Origin of the sequence: Methanosarcina sp. UBA289, from assembly GCA_002496565.1 — an archaeon.
GTDB lineage: Archaea > Halobacteriota > Methanosarcinia > Methanosarcinales > Methanosarcinaceae > Methanosarcina.
This window is the reverse complement of the sequence record DAKJ01000008.1, coordinates 24,370-45,647: the sequence shown is the minus strand read 5'-3', so window position 1 is coordinate 45,647 and position 21,278 is coordinate 24,370. Positions and strand designations below refer to the sequence as shown.

Sequence of the window (21,278 nt, the reverse complement as noted above, 5' to 3'; positions counted from 1 at the left end):
AAGTTGCGTTGAAGACTATAATTCTATTGATAATCCTCTAAGTTTCAGACAAAGGCCTTCCTGAACTGATACGTCCCTAGAAGCACCATAATCCCGGCTCCTATAGCAAGACCTACGAGCCCCTGAACAGGTATCCCTCCTTCAAAAATAGTTCTTATGCTGTCTATTGCATAACTTACCGGATTGAGCTTTGCCAATATCCTTAACCAGGAGGGCATGACATCATAGGGCATAAGCGCACTGCTGGTGAAGAATAAAGGCATACTGATCATGCTGTTAACAGCCGAATAGCTGTCATGGTCACTTAAATACAACCCTATCATAGTAGAGAGAGCAGAGAAAAATACCGAAAACATGAACAGTGTAAGATATATCAGGAATATATGTACTGGGTTCAGGATTCTTACTCCGAAAACTGTAGCCATCAGGAAAATCACTGTTGCCTGCATCATGCCTCTGACACTGATAAAAAGAATTTTTCCGTACAGTATACTTTCTCTTGGAGAAGGCATGGCCAAGAACTTATTAAGAAATCCCAGTATTTTATCAAAAATCATAAGAGACCCACCCTGCAGGGAGGAAAAGAGCATGGTCATAACAAGGATGCCAGGCGTGATAAACTCAAGATAATTATCAGTAAACTTTGTGGGCAGGGCCAGCCCGACAAATACCAGCCAAGCTGCAGGCATTACTAGTGAGGAAATAACGGTTACCTTTCCTCTTAACCATTTTACAAGGTCCCTTTCAAAATAATAGAAGACTGCTCTCATTATCTTCGCCTCAGAAGGTTTCTAAACTGGGTTGAATTAAACCCTGCCTGTTCTTCAGGGGTTTTAACGTTCTCAAGAAAAACGTCATTAAGGGAGGCATCTTTCCCTATGGCGCTTACTAGGTTTTCAGGAGAGCCAACAACTGCAATTCTTCCTTTATCAATAATGGCAACCCTGTTACAATATTTTTCAGCCTCTTCAAGGTAATGTGTTGTCATGAAGATGGTCATTCCTTCGGCCTTAAGCATTCTGATGTGCTCCCAGATCTTCTTTCTGCCACTCACATCTAGTCCAAGGGTGGGTTCGTCAAGAAACAGAACTTCAGGCTCATGCACAAGGGCCTGAGAAAGTTCAAGACGCCGGCGCATTCCTCCCGAATAGGTTGCAACAAGATCATTCGCACGGTCTGAAAGCCCCATCATTTCAAGCACTTCTTCCACCTTTGAATTTCTGTCAGGGATACCATACAGTTTTGCATAAAGCTGTACATTTTCCCTGCCTGTGAGTTTTCGGTCAACTGCCATATCCTGAGGAACATAGCTTATCTTTGACCTTACTTTTTTGGACTCTTTTACGATATCATACCCGCAGACTTTTGCAGTGCCACTGCTGGGTTTTAGTAGAGTTGTAAGCATCATAACGGTCGTACTTTTTCCTGCCCCATTGGGGCCAAGAAGGCCGAAAATCTCGTTTTCAACATCAAGATCCAGATTATCCACAGCAACTAGGTTTCCAAAGGATCGGGATAATTTTCGTATTTCTATCACAGGTATCCTCCTGCAATTGCATAAACAGGTCTTAAACCTGAAGTATAATAAATTCCGCTTGTATACATATTGTAAACAAGCTTTATGATCACAACACCTATGGCTGCAGAAACACAGACTGCAACCACTATCTTATCAAGGTTTGAAAACTCCAGCTTTTTGAGAGAGGTTCGGTCGGGATTTGCCCGAAAAGCCCTACTCTGAACTGAAACTGCAAGGGTTCCGGTTCTCCTTACACAGTTTGCAAGAGTCGGAGTCAATATATTGAGTAATGTTTTTATGATTCCTGATCCGAACTTTTTCGGATTAAATCCCCTGAGCCGCTGGACTGTTATCACGGTAGTTACTTCGGTGATTATTATTGGTAAAAATCTAACTGCTGTGATCACCATAAACGCTACGCTGTAAGGAACCCTAAGCCCTACCAGACCGTTTAACATATCTCTTGAGTCCGTGGTCCAGCACATCAACAGTCCGAGAGAAAGGATTGAAGCCGATCTCAGACCCTGAATTGCGCCGTGATGGAGTCCCTCTTCGTATACGAACAGCCCGCCGCCTGTCAGCCAGCCCAGGATCGGGAAATCAGGATTTATTATGGTAAAAATTACAGTTCTCGGGAGTTGAGAATAAAAGAGAGCCTGTGAGTAAATAGTCCCCCATATCAAAAGTACGAGCAGTAACACCAGGGTCTTAATTTTTATTGCCGGCATTCTTGCAAGTACGAATCCTGAGAGTACAATCAGAAACAACAAAAACATCGTTTTCTGGTTATCCAGGGCCACAGCAACAAAAACTGTGGAAATCAGAATAAGGATCTTAGCCCTTGGATCCATCCTGTGAATAACCGTATCTTTAATTGTAGGTTCTGCAATTGATCTTGCACCTATCATCCGGCATATCCCCTTAACACTTTATTCTTTCAGCACTTTATTCCTTCAACAACTTATTCCTTCAGCACTTTATCCTTTCAACACTTTATTCTTTCAGCACTTTATTCTTTCAGCACTTTATTCTTTCAGCACTTTATCCTTTCAACACTTCTGGAGGTCAGCGTTTTAACAAGTTCTTTAACTGAAAATGCGTTTACTCCAAGCTGATTGGCAATCTCAACAACCGGGGGCTGGGTAAGCGAGGCTTTCCTGAGGCTTTCAGTGTCTTTTATAACTTCTTTTCCTTTCCCGTCTGCTATTATCTGTCCCTCATTCATCACCAGGATTCTTGTAGCATAGGACATGGCTACCTCTATATCATGTGTACAGAAAACCAGGGTCGAATTGTTATTTTTGAAAAAATCCATCATCTGTTCTATATTCACTCTATCCTGCCCTGTTGTGGGTTCATCGAGAAGAATGAGTTCGGGGTTTATTGACAGCACCGAGGCAACGGCAGTTCTTAGTCTCTGCCCCCGGCTCAGGGCCTGAGGAAGGTCATGCTTGAGATGCAGAATTGACATAGCTTCAAGAGAGTCCCTTACCCTTTCCTCAATATTGCTGTATTTTAACTGAACAGGTCCAAACCTTGTTTCTTCCTCAGCTGAATCACAGAAGAGCATGAGGTCAGGGTTCTGGAATACAAATCCGACCTTACCTGCAAAGGAGTATGGATTCTTGGACCTTGTATCCTCCCCAAAAACCTTCACACTTCCTTTATCTGGTTTGAGAATGGCTGCAAGGTGTAAAAGCAGAGTTGATTTTCCCGAACCATTCGTGCCCATAACCGCAACTCTCTCACCTTTATAGATTTCCAGATTTATCCCTTTCAGTACCATCTTATTTTTCTCGTATCCTGACCATAGGTCCTGAATGGAAATAATAGAAGAATTGTTTTCAGAAGTATTGTTTTCAATGGAATCATTTTCAATGGAATCTTTCCTTGAACTGTTTTTGGCATATGGATTTCCTTCTGGATTCGAAAGGAGTTGAGAGATCCTGGTATTTTCTTTAAAATTTTCACTGTTCAGTACGGCAAGAGCTCCGCTGACACTCAATGGGCTGGCTTTGATCCCAAGGCTGTGGCAGAGTTCGACGGGTTCAGGAATTCGAAGCCCAAGCCTGTAAAAAACCTCAATATGATCAAAAGCTTTTGAGGCAGGTTGATCAAAGACTATTTTTCCGTCGTCCATTATGACAATTCTGTCTACAAAGGGTGCAAGCTCGTGCAGTCTATGCTCAACCAGCAGGATAGTCGTTTTCAGTTTCCTGTTGAGTTCTCTTACCGTATTCAGGACATCGTGCGTGCCCATAGGATCCATCTGACTTACAGGTTCATCCATGGCAAGTACTTCAGGCGTCATTGCAAGCATACTTGCAATGCAGATTCTCTGTTTCTGTCCCCCGGAAAGTGAATTCGTGGAAGCCAGCCTGTGGCTGGACATCCCTACGATTTGCAGGGCTTCTTCTACCTTTTTATCGATTTCTTTTTGCTCAAAGCAGAGATTTTCAGGCCCAAAGGCTACTTCGTCTTCAACGGTTGTAGAAAAGATCTGGTCATCTGGGTTCTGAAACACAAGGCCTACTTCTTTCGAGATTTCCATCTGGTTTGAGTCGGTGGTTTCCAGCCCTTTGACTTTCACACTACCTGAAAATGTCCCTCCGGATTCGTGAGGAATTATCCCATTTAATGTTTTTAATAAAGTGCTTTTTCCACACCCCGTAGGCCCTGTGAGTAGAACAAATTCTCCTTTTTCGACTCTAAGGTTGATTCCCTTTAAAGTCGGCTCCGATCTTCCTGGATAAGTGTACCAAAGATCTTTTATTTGTATCATTCCCCATCACAACCTTTTTGAAAAAACTGCTTGCCCGCAAGCCTTTTTAAAAAAGGCTTGAGCGAAAACGACGTGACGGCGTGATCAACCGGCGCAACGGTTGGGCTTGAGCGAAAACCCCGAGTAACGGCGCAAGCCTTTCCAAAGGAAAAGCTGACCAAAGTTCGCGTCATTCTGCCACCTTTTTCAGTCTATTTCCAAGGCTTATTCCAAACCAGGTTCCTATGAAGGTGTAGAGGAATCCGTCGATCAAGATATTTGCGGTTATGTACCAGTCGCTGTAGAAAAGTCTGTAGAGGACCATCCAAACACTGAAGGACACATAGCCACCGACCATGTCAGCAAATCCGCAAAGAATCCCCATTCTGAACCTGTTATCTGGAGCTGGATTTTTACCGGTTATACCTCCAGCATACAACATAAGCTCCAGCATTATTGCGTTGACGGACAGCGTTATGAATGTTATAGGAGTGAAACTCCCTGTTATGAAACCCCCAAGTAAAAACCTGACCATCATAAAAAGGCTTATAACCCCGGGTTTTGGGATCAGAACCACAAGAGAGGCAATCAGCATGTAAAGGAGAATCTCATTGAAGAGGCCTGTGAACAAGAAACTGAATGGCCCGAAGATTGCATGGGATAATTCCCACAGAATGGTCATTGGCAGGTTTATCACTGTAAAGGAAACCGTGCCAAAAAGGGCAATCAGCACAAGGTTGCGGGTTTTAAACCTGTCCATTATTTTTCCGGGTCTTGAGAAAAAAAAGCCCAGAGCAGTAAGTCCGAGTAAAGAGGCAGTAAATGTAGTTACTATAGGTCCCCATCGCCTTGAGATTGCAGTAATTTTCTGATCTTTTGTTACTGCAATCCAGTCGCTGCCTGTGAGTTTTACTTTAACCCTGAGAAGGTAGTCTCCTCCCAACGCATCCTGAGATATATATAAAGGAAGGCTTATCAGCGAATTTGAGCCTGGAGAAAGGGTTACAGTGGCATAACACACTGTGTCTGCGTTCATTCCCATAATATCAGGTTTAAATGCTTTTACAGGCTCCCCGGTTTTTGTGTCAAGAATATCATATGTGACCATGACAGGAATTGTACTATTTCCGGTATTGGTAAGCTCTATCCCCATGAAGGTTGAAATGAGATCTTCTTTTTCTGTCTTGAGGTCTGTAACCTTCAGCAACTTTTTGAGTGCAGGGGAAGTTTCCTGGACAACCAGAGTGTTGGAGGGATGGCTTGGATCTCCATATCCGTCTTCATCTGACGGTATTATGATTTGGGATACTGAGACCTCATCTGCGACTTCTTCTTTTAAAGCAACTTTAAGCTGGGTTGTACGCACAATAGTATGTTTTGTGCCCTCTACCTCAATGACCGCTTTTGAAGTTATGGTGTAGGTTCCACAGGGCGTATCCGGAGGTATATAAAACTCAACAAGCCTGTACCAGTCATCATACTCGGTCTGAAGCGAAAATGTATGAACCGAAGGCTCATGAAGCACAAAACCCTCAGGTAAACCAAATTCCATTGTCACATTCATATTGCCGTCATAATAGCTTTCAAAAAAAAGGTATGCAGAGAGGGTACTTCCCCCGACTGCAATTCCATTCTCTTCTACACCATGCGGAACCTGAATTATAAACGTGGTCATATCTTCAGGTTTGAAGTCCTCCTGCTGAGGCTGTGCAGCTGCGGGCTGTACTATCAGCCCAAGTGCGAGGAAGAGAAGTGCAAAGGGGAGAAAAGCCAGGTTCTTCATTCCGCTACCTTTTTTCTTATTTGAGGATTTTTCGGATTTCCTGCATTTTCGCATTCCAGTCAGGGACATCTTCAAAACCAACTATGTCAACAGCCCCACCCTGAAATTCTCCTTCTCCGGCCAGTTCCTCCATCCAGCTCTCGATCTCGAGGTAGGATTTTTTCAGCTCTTCTAAGAGTTTGGGATCAGGGTTCCAGAGCCCTCTTGACTGTGCTTCCAGAAGCCGTCTGGACATTTCCTCCAGGGCATAGGGATTGTTCTCTTCAAAGAAGCGGCGCATTTCTTCATCAAGCACGAAGGCCTTTGTGATATCATCAAAAATCCAGTCATCCACTTCCTGGGTGGAGGCCTCCCAGCCATAGATCCTTCCTACTCTTTTCGAGATGTCCTGTGCGCCTTTATATCCGTGCTGTTTCATGCCTTCAATCCACTTAGGATTTAAAAGCCTGGCTCTTACCACCCTGCGCAATTCGTCAGCCATGTCCCGAACTTCAACGTGTTGAGGCTCTCTCGTGTCTCCAAAGTAAACCCTTACCTCTTTTCCAGAAGCCTGTTTGGCTGCGGCTGTAAGACCCCCGTGCACCCCAAAGTAACAGCAGCATCCTAAAAGGTCGTACTCGTCACTTACCACTTTATTAAAGGTGGCATCAACAGTCTTAAGGCTTGAAGCAAGCTGTGTGTGGGCTTCCTTGCCTTTTACATCCTTTCCGTAGGCATACCCATTCCAGTAAAGGAAGATGTCTGCCAGGTCTTTTTCATCTTTCCAGGCACTTGCATAGACTGCAAGCTGAACCCCGGCCGAATAAGTCCCGGGCCTGCTTGAAAAGATCCTTAAAGTGGCATCCCTGGAATCCGCTCCTGCTTCAATCATCCGAAGGCTGTGTTTTCTTGGATAATTCATCTCCTCAGATTCGTTAAGAGAAGCCACGGTCTGAATTGCTTCATCTATAACCTCAAGGCAGTTTGGAAAATTATCCCTCAGAATTCCGGAAATTCTGATAGTAACGTCTATTCTGGGCCTGCCCAATTCTTCAAGGGGAATCACAGAAAACCCTTTCAGGTGTCCGTTACTGAGCCAGATCGGTTCAACCCCGAGCAGGCTCATAATCTGAGCCATGCCCTCTCCATCCGCCCACATTACATCGTTTGCCATCCAGTAAAATCCCACATTCTCAGGATACCGGCCTTCGTCTTTGATGTGCTTGTCAATCAGAACTCCTGAGAGCTGCTGTCCAACTCTCCAGGCAGCTTTTGTAGGAAGCTTTTTTGGGTCAAGGGAATAGAAATTCCTGCCTGTTGGCAATACATCATCTCTTCCGCGCATGATAAGACCTGAAGGGCCGGCAGGGATGTATCCTCCATCAAAGCCGTGAAGAAGAGCTTCAATTTCCAGGGAATTGTCTATTCTGGATTCAAGGTCAAGGATTCTATTGCAGATTGAGGCAGCATCCTGAAGAAATGCGGAATTTATACTCAGATCTTTGACATTCTGCTCTTTGAAACTTTTTTCTTTGATATTCTGCTCTACAAAACTTCCTTCTTTAAAAATTTCTTTAATTATCCAGGCTGGCTCTTTTTCAGGATTATTTATAAACATCCTTATAAAATCTTTAGAAAAAGAATCAATTTCTTCAAGCCTCTGTCCATTTGATTTCCCGTTCTTGGAAATCCGGCTCTGGTCAGAGATCAGTTCATCAAGGTCAAGTTCCAGAAGTTCGGCAATCAATCTTCTAATCGAGACTTTGTTTCCCACACTTCCCTGGTCATCGTACCTTAAAATCGAGTTTATGAATTCAATTTTTTTCTCGCCTTCAGGAAGCTGTCCGAAGATATGCATCCCATTATGGATCTGGCTGTTCCTTATTTTTCCAAGAGCCTCATGCGCTCTTCTTATTATTTCTTCAAAAGGAGTCTGGTGATCGGCTTTTATTTCGAAATCAAAATTCGATTTTTTGATCTCGTCAAGAATCAGGTGCTTCAAGGCATGCTCCCGTCCCTTGTCGTGTTTCACCTGTTCATATTCCCCAAGCAGCCTGTCAAGTTCAGCCAGGTTTTCATAAAGCCCTCCTGAGGTCATTACAGTCTGCATATGGTCTATCAGGCAAGCAAGGCTTCGGCGTTTGGCAATCGTGCCTTCAGGGGGATTGTCAGAATTATAAATATACAGATGAGGGATTGTCCCTATACTTATGTCAGGATAGCAGTCTCCTGAAAGCCCAACTCCTTTCCCGGGCAAGAACTCAAGATTCCCGTGGGTTCCCACATGTACGAGTACATCGGCTCCAAAAGTGTTTTCAAGATACCTGTAGGTCGCAAGGTACTGGTGGGTTGGCGGAACCTCAGGGTCGTGCAGGATCTTACAGACTTTTCCGTCACACTTTGCCCCTGCACATCCTCGCTTTGGCTGCACGCAGACCACAGTGTTTCCATACTGCACTCCTGTCACAACGATCTTGTTATCATAGACCATGGCAGCAGGAATGCCATCTACTTCTTCTCCGGGAGGGCTTCCCCAACTTTCAATCACTCTTTGCCTTACCTTCGGGCTCAAGGTGTTGAAAAACTTCTCATATTCTTCTTTTTCTACAAAAGCTAGAACCCCGCCATTTTTCACTATCTCGTTAATGGGAGTCCATCTGAATTCGGAAATTGCTTTTCTCTTGAGGATGGTTTCAATAAGTTCTTTTCCGTCTTCAGGAGGATTGACGGCATAACCCGCTTCCTGCATCCTGTTCAGTATTCTTGCCACGCTTTCGAGAGAATCAAGATTTGCAGCATCCCCTACCGAACCTTCAACTCCTGTACAGGGCCTGTTGTGTAGGATAAAGGCAACTTTTCTCTGGTTGACCGGCTTTTTCCTGAGTTCGGTCCATTTCATTATTCTGGACGCAAGTTTTGAGCAGCGATCTTCGATGGGAAAACGCCCCATGTAATTTCCTTCTTTTTTGCCTGCTCCTATTATGATGGGCTCAATTCCGCCCTCAAACTCAGGGAGAGCCACACTCCATCCAATTTCCGTGTTTAGTCCCATTGATTCTTGCCATTGTTCAACAGTCATATAATGCGAAATTACAGGCTGGAAAACAGGGACGTCAAGCTTTTTCAGGACTTCTATGCCGTTTGCTGCGCAGGAGATATCTCTCTTTTCGGTTTTGTTGCTTGCAATAAAGAAAGGAGAGAGTTTTACAAGGCAATCTATAATGGGCCTGCTGTTTTCTATGAAATAGTCCCCTATGACCTCATTCATGCCCCTGCTACCAAGTTCTTCGTCTTTTAAAGGATATGCAAAAACAGGGACAACTGATAGGTTGAGGTTTTCGAGCTTTTTTATCAAAGCCTTCTCTATCTCAAGTTCATTGTTTACCCAGGAAGTCCTGGAGATAAGCAGACCCACGGTTTTCTCTCTCAAAGACCCGTACCAGTTGATATACTCTCTAAAGTTTGAGAAGGTCTCCTTTGCATCCGGGTGGTATATTCCATCCCATGGGATCTTTTCCGGAGGCTTTGCTTCAAGCTCAAATCCCAGAACTTCCTTTAAGAGGTAGCGCAACATATTGGAAAAGTTTTCCTGCCCTCCATAAATTATGTAAGAAAAACAAGTAGCTGCAATCTCAAGTTTCACTGACGAGAGGGCAAATGCTGAGGGGTCACTTCCTACACAGATTACAGGTATCCTCGCTTTTAATGGCTCAAGCTTTTCATAGAACTCTTCCCAGAAAGGATTTGAGATATAGTATATAAAGACGGCATCAGCATGTTCGCATGCAAGAAGCACTTTCTCGGCTTCTTCGGGATTCTCTTCCAGAAGCTTTGAGTAGTGGGCTTCAAGTTCTATGCCAAGATTGTTGGCTGCTTTGAGGAGAGCGGGAATGTAGGAGTTCCAGGTTATTGAAACAATTTTCATGTTTTTCCCCTCTCATGTAAGAATATGCACTTTATAATCTCCGAGTACAGTGCCGTCATCAAGCCTTGCAGGAACTTCCAAGGCTGCAATGTACCTGCCATCCGCGGAGATATCCGCAGATACCGTAAGCCCTTCGGTATTATAGCTCTGGACAAGTTTGGAGTTTGAGCCTCCGCTTTTTGATATGTCAAAAACATACACTCCGTGGACATTTCTGTCCTCGGTTACCAGGTTCTGGGCTATGGGAATAACGAGATACTTATCATTCAGTGCACATTCCCCTGCATAGCCGTCAAGTCTCCATTTCCACAGCAGGTTTCCGTCAGTATCATAGGCAAAGAGACTGTTCCCATTGGGATGTTCTATAGGAGCCTCATTGTTCTTATCTTTGGAGAAGGTGCTGCCTATTGAGAAAATAAAGGTATTGTTGATAATATAGGCATAATTCGAACTGCCGTAAATGGGGACTCCGCTTACTAAAATCGGGGTTGAAATATTTGCCTGCCATTTTGCTTCCGGGACACCCGTTTCCATGATCTCGGAATTGTCAAATAAAAAGGCTCGTCCATCACTGGCCATTGTTATCAGTTTTTCCCCGTCAGGAGTAATCTGGGTACTGTACCAGATTGCAGAATAGTCGAAGAAGGGTTCAAGAGGTGGGATTGAGTAGTTCCAGTCCTCTTTTCCGGTATTTCCGTCCAGAACATGCGCTGTCCCATCTTTCCATTTATTTCCTTCTGTGAAAGAGGTAGTGCCGAAGACAGCGTATTTTCCGTCAGGGGTAGTATCAATCCAGGTAACTCCAATGTCCATAAGTTCGGATTCAGGGAATTTCCAACGCATCTTGCCTTCGGGGTCAAAAGAGTAAATCCTGCCCAGGTACTTATATTTCTCTCCTATGTAGCCGCAGGCTCGGCTGGCAGCAACATAGATATTCCCTTTTGAATCCAATTTCATTTTTTTCATGGCTGGCAAATGGTCAAGGTCTGAGCCTAGGTCTTGTCCTGCTCCAAATTTCCAGATTTCCGCCCCATTTAAATCAAAACAATAGATAAAAGCATCAGGGCTCTCTTCTCCCACAATCAGGTTTTTACCGTCCTTTGAAAATTCTATATCCGCAATTCTTGCATCAGCTATGCCTTCAACAAGCTGTTTTTCCCAGACCTTTTCACCTGTTGCAAGTTCTATAAGTTTCAGGGAACCTCCATGAGTTCCGATGGCAAGGTATTTGCTGTCAGGAGAGAATTTTGTCACACCTTCGACATTTGCTGAGGTTTTATCGATAGGTCCGGGAGTTACATCCTCAAGTTCTATAGCGTACTCCTCTTTCAAAGCAGGTTTTTCAGGAGCATACACTTCCAGAGCGCTTTTTGCCCCGTCCCCTGTGATTACTTCAAATTTATATTGATTCTTAGGTTCCCAGTCAAAAGCTGCAAAGACCTGGCTATCTTTTTTTTCAATATCTATCGACTCTGTCGAGCTATTGGTAGAAGAAATTTTTACCTGTGATATGTCTTCCTCTTCTTTTAAAGTAATCAGGGCTCCGGTCCTGGAAAATACTATGGAATCTATGGGTACTCCAACCTTCGAATTACTACTTTCCTCTATGCCCTGGACACCTTCGGAAGCCTGAGCAACTGTACTGTTCTCGGACTCCCTGCTTTTTTCAGTGCACCCGGAAGTGATTAAAGTCAAAATAAGTAGGACTATCAAAATTTTCCATTTCATTTTCTCACCTGACAATTATTAACCTGTGTTTTCCAATTACATCCCCATCTCCAAGCTTAAGAGGGGCTTCAACTGCAGCAACTGTGCAGTCGGAAGAAATCGCAGCATCTACAATAACGCCCTCGGTGTTATATTTCCAAATTAACCTTGAATTTCCGTTTCCGGATTTCTGGTTGTCAAAAACATGAATTCCATGAACCTGAGTATTACCTGAGGACGAATCTTTCCTTACTGGCAGGACAAAGAATCTGGTGTCTGGAGAAAAGAAAATCCCTGCACAGCGTCCTCCAAGGGAATAAGTCCAGGAAGTGTCTCCTTTCTCAACATCACTTGATACAAGAGTATTCTCAAGGGGATGTACTATCGATATGTCGCCGGGATAATACGCAGGAAGTGTGGCTCCTGTAAGGTAAAGTGTTTCATTTTTACTGGAGATTTTTGCTTCTTCCCCATAGGTATAGATGTAACTTCCCTCTATCTCTTCTGGAACTGTCACATTGGATTGCCATTCCTCGGTTTCCCATGATGTCCTCCAGTCGTTTCCTGGGTTTTTCATGTCCCATGATGTTCTCCCGTCTCCGGGTTTTATCATCTCGCAATCATAAAACAGGTATTTTCTTCCATCCCCTGTATAGGCAGTTACCATGAACCCATCATCTGAGACATCAAGCCCGTGCCAAATGGCTGCAGAAACAAAGTAAGGCTTAAGAGGTGGAATTTCATATTTCCAGCGGAGATTTCCGCTGTCATCCACGGAGTAGACGACGGCATCAAGTTCAAGGGAATTTGTCCAATCCCCGGTTGAAAAAACCACATTTTTTCCGTCCTGGCTTGAATCAATCCAGTTTACACTCCGGGCATAATTTTCACTTGCCGGCAGTTTCCAGGAAAGAGTGCCATCCTGGTTGAACCTGTACACCCTTGAAGCCAGCCCATATCCGGATTCTTTCCAGTATCTGCCTGCTGCAATGTACACAGCATTATCAGCAGCCGTTATTTTGTATGTGCAAGGCTGGTATTTTGGGTTTTCACTGGTTCCCAAGTCATCGGCGCTTCTATAGCTGTGAATTTCAGTCCCTGTGCCAGCATCCAGGGAATAGATGTATCCATCGGTACTCCTTTCCCCTACAAGGAGATACTTCCCATCTTTCGAGAACGAAATATCTGAAACATTTCCGCTTAAGGTCTTTTCCCATAACGGATTTTTGCCTGACACATCAATAACTGCCAGGTTTTTTCCGGTCCCGACAGCTACATACTTTCCATCATGTGAATACGCCACACAGTCCTGGATACTCGATCTTCCTTCACTGAGATTTTCCGGGCTTATATCTCCAAGTTCATACTCCCAGTAACGGTAAGGAGAAGCTTTCTCAGAGGAAGTTATATTCTCCTGGCTCAGGGAATTGCTTGCCTGATCACTCTCGCTATTGCCTGCCTGAACCTCTTCACTTTTTGAGATCTCACCACTACTGTTATCCTCCTTTTCATCGGAGGCTACGATATGTGAAGATGTACATCCCGAACAGACCAGAAAAATAAATGAAAATATAATTACCAGCACAAAACTACTCTTCTTCATTTTCATACTCCTTTTCAGGCTCCTTTGATTGCCTTTTATCATTGCCCGTATATCTTCAGGTCTGAGATCCTCAAAATATTCTGATGTTGCGTACTGTTGTCTCCAAAACCTGCACTCATTTTTTCAATCTTTATATTTTCAGCAGGCCCGCAGTATTTTTCATAATCTTCAACGAGATCTCTTTCAACTGTATTCATCGGAATTCCTGAGATTACAACAGATGGTGAAAAGCGCCGTCTGTTTTCCTGATCTCGATAATATTCGCCTTCAGATTGAGGATTCATGCTCCCTGCTGCAACATAATAAATGGATTTGTGATCACTGAAGGTCACTTTTAACCAGAGACTGAATTTATCCAGATCCTGTCCGTTCCAGTTCCAGGAAATTTTTCCTGGAGATACACTCACATTTTTACTCCAGATCCCTTCTCCTGTCTGTGCTGAATTTGTTGTATCAAGATACAGTGCCCCGTCTTTGCATTCAAGAAGCTCTCCTTCAAAATTACAATTTTCAAAGTTTTCCTGATACACAGTTTTTTTCTCTGGCACGGTTTGAGAATAAATTATCAAGCCTGTGAGGCTCAGGACTATAAATCCGAATAGTATAGTCTTTCTGGAAATCATAATTGACCCATATAAGAGGTGATTAATAAATATTTCGAAAATATTCTTTATTAATCACATATAGTAATAATAAAATAAAAATTATGGCTACTATATCTAAGCAAATTTCTTTTTGATAATAAGTTTATCTCCTTCTATTTTCATTTCCAAAATTAGTTCGTTTTGAGGTATTTTTCCAAATTTCATCATCAATAGTGCCAATTATTTACCTTATTTTGACCTCGTATTATAGGGAATCAACCTTATTTACTTTGTGTTCACTCCGATTTCAAGGCCTTTTTAAAAATATATTAATTGGATATATATTTCAAAAAACGAAATTAATATATATTGCTACAATATTTTTAACTTTTATGACTATTAGTGATAAAAAAATCAGAATTTCTATCAATTTTTATATTATTTTGCTTATTTCAATGCTCATAATTGCTATCACTCCTGTGGAAGGTGCTATTGAACAGCGAGGGCCCTTAATAAATATTACAGCCGGAGAGCATACAATACTCAATGGGGAAAATTGTCCCGGATTTTACTATTCGACCTCTACTGGCACATACTATGAGTCACTGGAACTTTATTTCTCCGAAGACGGGCTTATCAAGACCGGGGATGCAACGTATACTTCAAAAATCACCTCTGGTTCAACTGGCTTTTTCGGAAAGAAATACAGGGTCTTTGAAGATGGATTGATCAGTGAAAATCTGATAAGTTTCGGAAGTCGGGATCTTCAGCGGGGAAATGATTACGATCTCGGGAACGGTTACAAGCTGGTGCTGCAGGGAATAAACAATGATTCTGCTCTTCTTGAGCTTCAGAAAGATTCTCTTCCTGTTACCAGCAAATCCCTTAATGAAGGCTCAAAATTTAATTTCACAGATAAAATAAACGGCACCGAGTATGTGATTCTAGAAGGAACTCTTAAACAGGTCCTTGACAGTAAGGATCCAATTGTAAGTCTTACAAGCGTAAACCAGTATTCGACTGCACCTATCGAAATCAACGTTGGGGACAAGTATGGAAATTTTGAGGTCACTGAGGCTACAAGTGAAAAGATCGAATTTAAAAATAGAGTGCCTATCCGAATGAGCCCTGGAGATTATGTAACAATTCTTGAAAATTTGATCGATTTCAGAGTAGCTGATAATGTCTATAGGGTATGTTCTTACAATATGACTAAAGATGTTATCAAGTCATATCAGATAAAAGGCACATCTTTAACTGTAGATCGTTCGGACTCTTCTCCAGATTCCTGCGTCTGGACAGCTGATTCTTTTGGTATGCTCTATTATGATCTTGAAGACGATTTCAGTACAGAAAGACTTGAACTTAACCTTGATGCCGAAAAGGACTGGATTCCGAAAGGCGGTCTGGTTTATGAATCTTCACCTGTCAGGATTCCATACCAAAACCCGGAGATGAAGGATTATGGAGAAAACGCTTTTGATGGCGGATATTCTGCGCTTGGGTGGGATGGAGAGAAGTATGCATGGCTTGGAAACGAGCAGGGAATTGTTAACATCCTCATGGATGATGACAATGACAGACGTCTCTACTCCGGTGAAGAATGGGATCTTGGAGAAGGGTACACCCTGAAAGTAGATGGTATAGAATCAGATAAAGTATACCTGACGGTTTTGAGAAACAATGTTGCGGTTCACTCAAGCATAATCTCTCCAGGAAATTCGGCTGATCTTGGTACACATACTCTCCTGTATAACAAAACCATTAATGGTATTGAAATTCCCCTCTTTTCCGTATATGTGGATAAGGTCCTGGAAGGAAAAGAAAACTCAGGTGTAGCTCTAAAATATCCTCTACACTTTTCTGAAAGCCCTCTTGAAATAAAGCTCGGAAAAATGTTCGGAGCACTTACGGTTGTTGAAACCTCCCCTAATATCCGGCTTGAAAATGAAAATGCTCTCAACTTTGGTTCTAATCTCGAGGTCACAGAAGAAATTCACCTTGGCTCTTTTGAAAAGAAGACAGGAGGGAATCTCAATGTTACTTTTTTCCCATTCATGAATAAGGTGGAAAAAGTGGATTCTATTCTTCCTACAACCACTCAGTGGACTATTCCGGTTATGAGTGTTGAGGAATACCTTCTCGGAAACTGAAAGATATACTGAGGTTAAATTATGAGAAACCATAAACTTACTATTTACCCTTTTACTGCAATAGTCGGACAGGAAAAAATGAAGAAAGCTCTGATCCTGAACGCTATAAATCCGAAAGTAGGAGGGGTTCTGATTAGAGGTGAAAAGGGCACTGCCAAGTCAACGGCAGTCCGGGCTCTTGCCAATCTCCTGCCTGAAATCGAGGTAGTTGAAGGCTGTAAATTCCGCTGTAATCCTCATGATACAAATACAATGTGTGAAGAATGCCTGGAAAGAGTGAAATTAGGAACTCTCAAAATCTCTTTTGAGAAAATGAAAGTTGTGGATCTACCTGTAAGTGCTACCGAAGATCGGGTTGTAGGAACTCTTGATATCGAGCATGCAATCAAGAAGGGAGAAAAACGCTTTGAGCCTGGTGTACTTGCCCATGCGCACAGGGGTATTCTGTACGTGGATGAGATTAATCTTCTGGATGACCATCTTGTAGATGTGCTCCTCGACTCTGCAGCAATGGGAGTAAACACTGTTGAAAGAGAGGGAATTTCCTTTTCCCACCCTGCGAATTTTGTGCTTGTAGGCACCATGAACCCTGAAGAAGGGGAGCTTCGACCCCAGTTGCTTGATCGTTTCGGTTTATGCGTAGATATAAAGGGAATTATGGATGTAGCCAGACGAGTGGAACTTATTAAATACAGGCTCAGCTATGAGAATGATCCTGAAGCTTTTGCAGCAGACTGGCAGGCCACAGAGTCCGAACTGTGCGGACAGATTCTTCTGGCTCAGAAATTACTTTCTGAAGTGAGGATCTCAGATGACATGCTTGAATTAATCAGCCAAATCTGTGTTGATATGGGGGTCGATGGGCACAGAGCCGACATTACAATGATGAAAACCTCAATCACGCTTGCGGCTTTCAACGGGAGGACTGAGGTGCTTGAAGAGGATGTAAAAGAAGCTGCGGAATTAGTCCTCCCTCACCGTATGCGCAGAAAGCCTTTTGATAACCCTTCTGACAAGCAGGATAAACTGAATGAGAGCCTCGAAAAACAGAGAGAAAAGCAAAAGCAAAAAGAAAAAGAAAAGGAAAAAAACAAAAGCAAACCGCAAAAAAAAGAGCATAACGAGCATTCAGAGAAAGCACAGGCCCAGCCCGAAGATCAGAAGTCGGATTCCTCACAGGATAGCACCAGAGAACAGCCCGATGCTTCCTCAGAAACAATTTTTGCAACAGGGGAAAGTTATCAGATAAAGCAGTTGTCACCCGATTTTCGTAGAAATAAGCGAAAGGGATCAGGTCGGCGTAGCAAAACCCTGACAAAATCCAAACAGGGCAGGTATATAAAGAGCAAGATTCCCGAGGAAAAAACCACGGATCTTGCTTTTGATGCCACCCTGAGGGCAGCTGCGCCTTACCAGCTTATAAGGGAAAAAAACGGAAACTCCATAACAATTCACGACTCGGATTTTCGAAAAAAAATCCGAGAGAAAAAGATAGGCAACCTTGTACTCTTCATTGTGGATGCCAGTGGTTCTATGGGGGCTCAGCAGCGAATGGTAGCCTCTAAAGGTGCAGTACTTTCAATGCTGATGGACGCCTACCAGAAGCGTGACAAGGTCGGACTTATTGCTTTTAAGGGCGCAGGGGCAGAGCTAGTGCTTCCGCCAACCTCCAGTGTAGAAATGGCACAAAAGTATCTGGAGGAGCTGCCAACTGGAGGAAAGACTCCCCTTTCCCATGGGCTGATGAAAGGCTATGAAACCATACAGGCAGAACTCCGCCGCGATCCTGATACCTGTCCTTTTATGGTTTTGATCTCTGACGGAAGGGCAAATGTCAGTATGAATGGAGAATCTCCTATCCAGGAGACGAAAACAATAGCTTCTATGTTCCGAAAGGAATGCATACAATCGGCAGTTATTGATACGGAAAGCAGCATGATTAAGTTCGGGCTTGCTCAGGAAATTTCCAGTGCTCTTGGAGCCAGATATCTTGCACTTGAGAACCTAAAGGCAGATTCAATAATTGAAGCTGTTCGATCTTCAACTCCTTTCAATCTTTAATTATTTTAGAAAAGCAATTTTAATTTTTAGAATCAGCTCTTCAAGTATTTCGGTTCCTGATACTGTTTTGGTCGTGAATTCGTTACTAGTTGATATTTTGCCTTTGAGTATTTTTGCTTAATGGCTGTTTTCTAAGCTTACCTGTGTATTATGAAATGCATAGGTGAGAAGAGGAAGATTTACTTCCACCTCCATTTTTTTGATTCAGCAGTTAACAGGCATAAACAGTAGTTATGATAAGCAAGGAAAGATATAAAGCTGAAGAATTATTTTAGCCAATATATAAGAAACGTAAATTATAGAGCATCAACATGGTAGATCAAAGCTATCTCATCGATTTATTTTTGCATCTGGACGCTCATATAAGCGAAATAACAAACGAGTACGGTTTATTAACATATTTACTGTTATTCGCTATTATTTTTTGTGAAACAGGTCTGGTGATAACTCCTTTCTTACCGGGTGATTCTCTCATTTTTGCAACCGGAGCTCTGGCTGCCAGTGGCTCATTCAACTTATTTACTTTATTAGTTGTATTATGTCTTGCAGCCGTTGCAGGAGATACTGTCAATTATCATACAGGTCAATTCTTAGGAAATAGAGTAATAAGTAATGAAAATATACGGTTTATTAAAAAGGAACAACTTGACCGTACACATTTATTTTTTGAAAAGTATGGGGTGAAAGCAATAATTCTAGCTCGCTTTATCCCCGTTATCCGTACCTTTGCGCCGTTTGTAGCAGGAATTGGAACAATGCCCTATTCGACATTCATTGTCTACAATATCATTGGGGGAGTTTTATGGGTAATGTCGTTCCTTTTTGGAGGATACTTTTTTGGGAATTTGATAGTTGTAAAGAATAACTTCAGCTTTTTAACAGTTGGAGTAATTATTGCTTTATTAATTCCAGGCATTATTGCATATATTCAGAGTAAACGTGACCCAAAAGGCACATGATGGAGTGAAGACCTGCCAAAGTGGCTCTGAACCCTTGTGAGGTACACTCTTGAACATAAGAACTTTAATACAAATTATCGTGACCCTTTTATTGCTCTCAGCTAGTGTGTTTCTCGTCCGCAGTTACTGGATAGAAATCATACCTGTTCTGGAAGAAATATTGAGAACACTTAGGGAAACCCGGATACGGTATGTTGTTCTGGCAGTCTTAGTATATATGTTGAGCGTGTACTTATTTTCAGTACGCTGGCAGCAGGTCCTCTACTGTATTGGTTACAATCTAAAAGCAACAAGCCTTGTTCCTATTTATTTCGGAGCAGTATTCATAAATAATATCACCCCTGGAGGGAACATGGCAGGAGGAGAATCCTTCAGAATCCTCTGGGCCAACAAACTTTTCGGGATAAGCTATACCAACGCTTTTAAGACAATCTTCTTTGAAAGATTGGTTGAAGCAATTCCTGTTCTTTTTTTCTCGATTTATATTCTATATTCATTCCCTTCTTTAGATATAAGATTCCTGCCTGCAATAGATCGTTTAACGTTAAGATCTATCCATCTGTTCTTCATAGTCTTCCTGGTAGTAGGAATAGCAATATGGTTCAATCGAATGAAATTAAATTCCCTCTTTCAGAGTGTACAGAAAAACTGGAAACAATTTAAACAAGCCTTTATCCCTGTTCTTCTTCTATCTTGTGGCGTATGGGTTCTTGATATAATACGTCTTAAACTGGTTGCTTTAGCTCTGAATATTGACCTCTCTTTAAGTCTGATTGTAACAGTTTCAATTGTGTCCTTCCTGCTAGGGGCCCTACCATTAACTCCAGGGGGTCTTGGAATAATTGAAGGAGGCCTGATCTCTTTGCTTCTGTATTTTGGTTTGTCCCTTGCATCTGCAAGCAGTTTCGTTTTTTTAGAGCGTTTTATTTCTTATGGAATCAGCAGCATAATAGGATTTCTTTACCTATCTTACTATGGAGGATTTCAAATATGGCAAAAATCAAAAGAAGGAAAACTACATTGACCAGTTAATGACATTTCACAATATGTCAAAAACCATTCAGGATAATGTAAATTAGTTAGAAAGTAAAATGGATAATTGTTGAAGAGACTAGATGTTTTTGTGGAAATTATTGTCCTGATGAGAAAACTGCGATCAGAAAGTACCCAGAGAATAAATATGGAAAGGTATTAATTGGAGAAGTGTGAGTAATAATATGTGGGCAATATAATTATTAGTAAGCCACTTGATAAAACCAGGAGGTAATAATTATGTGTAGTGTTGGAGACTCATTTGACATCGATATGGAAGGAAAGCTGCCGGTTAAAGATTATGTATGCAAGAACTGTGGAAATAGATTCAAGGGCATTGGAAAGAATGTAACATGTCCTTCCTGTCAGTCTAAAAATGTAGAAGAATCCTGATAACGAAATAAATTTTTTAGATACTTATTTTTAACATGAAATCGACTTCTTCTAAAGACATTCCACTGAAAGAGAGTGAAATGCTTCTTCTGCGCGGCACTGCAGGAACTGTGGCGATTGTGAAAGTAGGTCCGCGTGGACAGTTCTTTCTAGAGACTGAAAACGAAGAAATTGTGCTCGGACTGGAACCCCATGACCTGATTGTTGCTTCCGCGCTGTCTGTGAATGAGAATACTGAAAAAGGGCTTAAATGTGTTCTCTTCATGATTCGGGAAATCAGGTCCCCATTAATAGTTCTTCCAAAGAACCATCCTGCATCCCCAAGGCTTCCAATCGTAGTGTCGGTTGGGGAAAAAACTGTTCTAAGCTGCAATATCACCCCTGGCACGCACCCGAATCAGGACGTACTTTGCGGTTCAAATGAATTTAATGATCTTGAGGTAACGGGAACAATGGAAGGTGTGCATATTGAAAATCTGCCGCAGTGTGAGGTAGTAAAGGTTGACTTTGATATCTGACTCGCATTCTTTCGTCAGTGTATTTCATTATTTCTGCAGCATGATCACAGTATTTCCTATAGAGATTAAGCTCATCTTTCATCCCAGACAAGTCTAGATTTCCCAAATCCTGGATTTCTTTTAATGCATCTGCGAGGTTTTGAACAGCCTCAAAAAGCTGTTTTTCGCTCTCTGAGCCTTCAATTGCAGATTTAGCTTCTTCCAGATATTTGTTCACTTCTTCTTTAGCTTCCTGTTTTTTGAAAATTATTGTATGGAATGAGCGATAAAAAGGAAGATAAAATTAGCAGGATTATAGTAA

15 protein-coding genes are annotated in these 21,278 nt (G+C 42.3%); 6 read left to right on the top strand and 9 right to left on the bottom strand.

Annotated features, from left to right (window positions below):
• Window positions 1-44: 44 nt before the first annotated feature.
• The 9 genes from BP549_RS02825 to BP549_RS02785 all read right to left on the bottom strand — a co-directional run bounded on the left by BP549_RS02825 (window position 45) and on the right by BP549_RS02785 (window position 13,900).
• On the bottom strand, window positions 45-770 hold the full coding sequence (locus tag BP549_RS02825) for an ABC transporter permease (protein WP_292372803.1): 726 nt from the start codon (window positions 768-770) through the stop codon (window positions 45-47).
• Window positions 770-1,537 carry an ABC transporter ATP-binding protein gene (locus BP549_RS02820; RefSeq protein ID WP_292377965.1) on the bottom strand — a complete coding sequence of 256 codons (768 nt, stop codon included), beginning with the start codon at window positions 1,535-1,537 and terminating at the stop codon, window positions 770-772. The genes BP549_RS02825 and BP549_RS02820 overlap by 1 nt, the downstream gene beginning before the upstream one ends.
• Entirely contained in the window at window positions 1,534-2,427 is an 894-nt protein-coding gene (locus tag BP549_RS02815; RefSeq protein ID WP_292377962.1) for an energy-coupling factor transporter transmembrane component T family protein, read from the bottom strand. The genes BP549_RS02820 and BP549_RS02815 overlap by 4 nt, the downstream gene beginning before the upstream one ends.
• Before the next feature lie 125 nt (window positions 2,428-2,552).
• Complete coding sequence (locus BP549_RS02810; protein WP_292377959.1) at window positions 2,553-4,301, bottom strand: ABC transporter ATP-binding protein; 1,749 nt, start codon at window positions 4,299-4,301, stop codon at window positions 2,553-2,555.
• 169 nt (window positions 4,302-4,470) lie between these two features.
• On the bottom strand, window positions 4,471-6,144 hold the full coding sequence (locus BP549_RS02805; RefSeq protein WP_292377956.1) for a hypothetical protein: 1,674 nt from the start codon (window positions 6,142-6,144) through the stop codon (window positions 4,471-4,473).
• Entirely contained in the window at window positions 6,080-9,967 is a 3,888-nt protein-coding gene (cobN, locus tag BP549_RS02800) for a cobaltochelatase subunit CobN (RefSeq protein WP_292377953.1), read from the bottom strand. Before cobN ends, BP549_RS02805 begins: the two co-directional genes overlap by 65 nt.
• 12 nt (window positions 9,968-9,979) lie before the next feature.
• Window positions 9,980-11,662 (bottom strand): PQQ-binding-like beta-propeller repeat protein, encoded by a 1,683-nt coding sequence (locus tag BP549_RS02795; protein WP_292377952.1) that lies wholly within the window; start codon window positions 11,660-11,662, stop codon window positions 9,980-9,982.
• Window positions 11,663-11,699: 37 nt separating this feature from the next.
• Window positions 11,700-13,277 (bottom strand): WD40 repeat domain-containing protein, encoded by a 1,578-nt coding sequence (locus BP549_RS02790; protein ID WP_292377951.1) that lies wholly within the window; start codon window positions 13,275-13,277, stop codon window positions 11,700-11,702.
• 38 nt (window positions 13,278-13,315) lie between these two features.
• Complete coding sequence (locus BP549_RS02785; RefSeq protein ID WP_292377949.1) at window positions 13,316-13,900, bottom strand: hypothetical protein; 585 nt, start codon at window positions 13,898-13,900, stop codon at window positions 13,316-13,318.
• A 416-nt stretch (window positions 13,901-14,316) separates the two neighbouring features.
• Between BP549_RS02785 and BP549_RS02780 the strand changes: the two genes are divergently transcribed.
• The 6 genes from BP549_RS02780 (at window position 14,317) to BP549_RS02755 (ending at window position 20,977) form a co-directional block, all read left to right on the top strand.
• Window positions 14,317-16,014, top strand: coding sequence for an S-layer protein domain-containing protein (locus BP549_RS02780; RefSeq protein ID WP_292377947.1), 1,698 nt, complete (start codon window positions 14,317-14,319; stop codon window positions 16,012-16,014).
• Between the two features lie 21 nt (window positions 16,015-16,035).
• The gene (locus BP549_RS02775) at window positions 16,036-18,075 is read left to right on the top strand and encodes a putative cobaltochelatase (protein ID WP_292377945.1); all 2,040 of its coding nucleotides are present in this window, start codon (window positions 16,036-16,038) and stop codon (window positions 18,073-18,075) included.
• A gap of 311 nt (window positions 18,076-18,386) precedes the next feature.
• Window positions 18,387-19,034 (top strand): DedA family protein, encoded by a 648-nt coding sequence (locus tag BP549_RS02770; protein WP_292372781.1) that lies wholly within the window; start codon window positions 18,387-18,389, stop codon window positions 19,032-19,034.
• 79 nt (window positions 19,035-19,113) lie between these two features.
• On the top strand, window positions 19,114-20,058 hold the full coding sequence (locus tag BP549_RS02765) for a lysylphosphatidylglycerol synthase transmembrane domain-containing protein (RefSeq protein ID WP_349680997.1): 945 nt from the start codon (window positions 19,114-19,116) through the stop codon (window positions 20,056-20,058).
• 248 nt (window positions 20,059-20,306) lie between these two features.
• Window positions 20,307-20,459 (top strand): hypothetical protein, encoded by a 153-nt coding sequence (locus BP549_RS02760; protein WP_292372780.1) that lies wholly within the window; start codon window positions 20,307-20,309, stop codon window positions 20,457-20,459.
• 35 nt (window positions 20,460-20,494) lie between these two features.
• The gene (locus BP549_RS02755; RefSeq protein ID WP_292377942.1) at window positions 20,495-20,977 is read left to right on the top strand and encodes a hypothetical protein; all 483 of its coding nucleotides are present in this window, start codon (window positions 20,495-20,497) and stop codon (window positions 20,975-20,977) included.
• Window positions 20,978-21,278 lie beyond the last annotated feature (301 nt).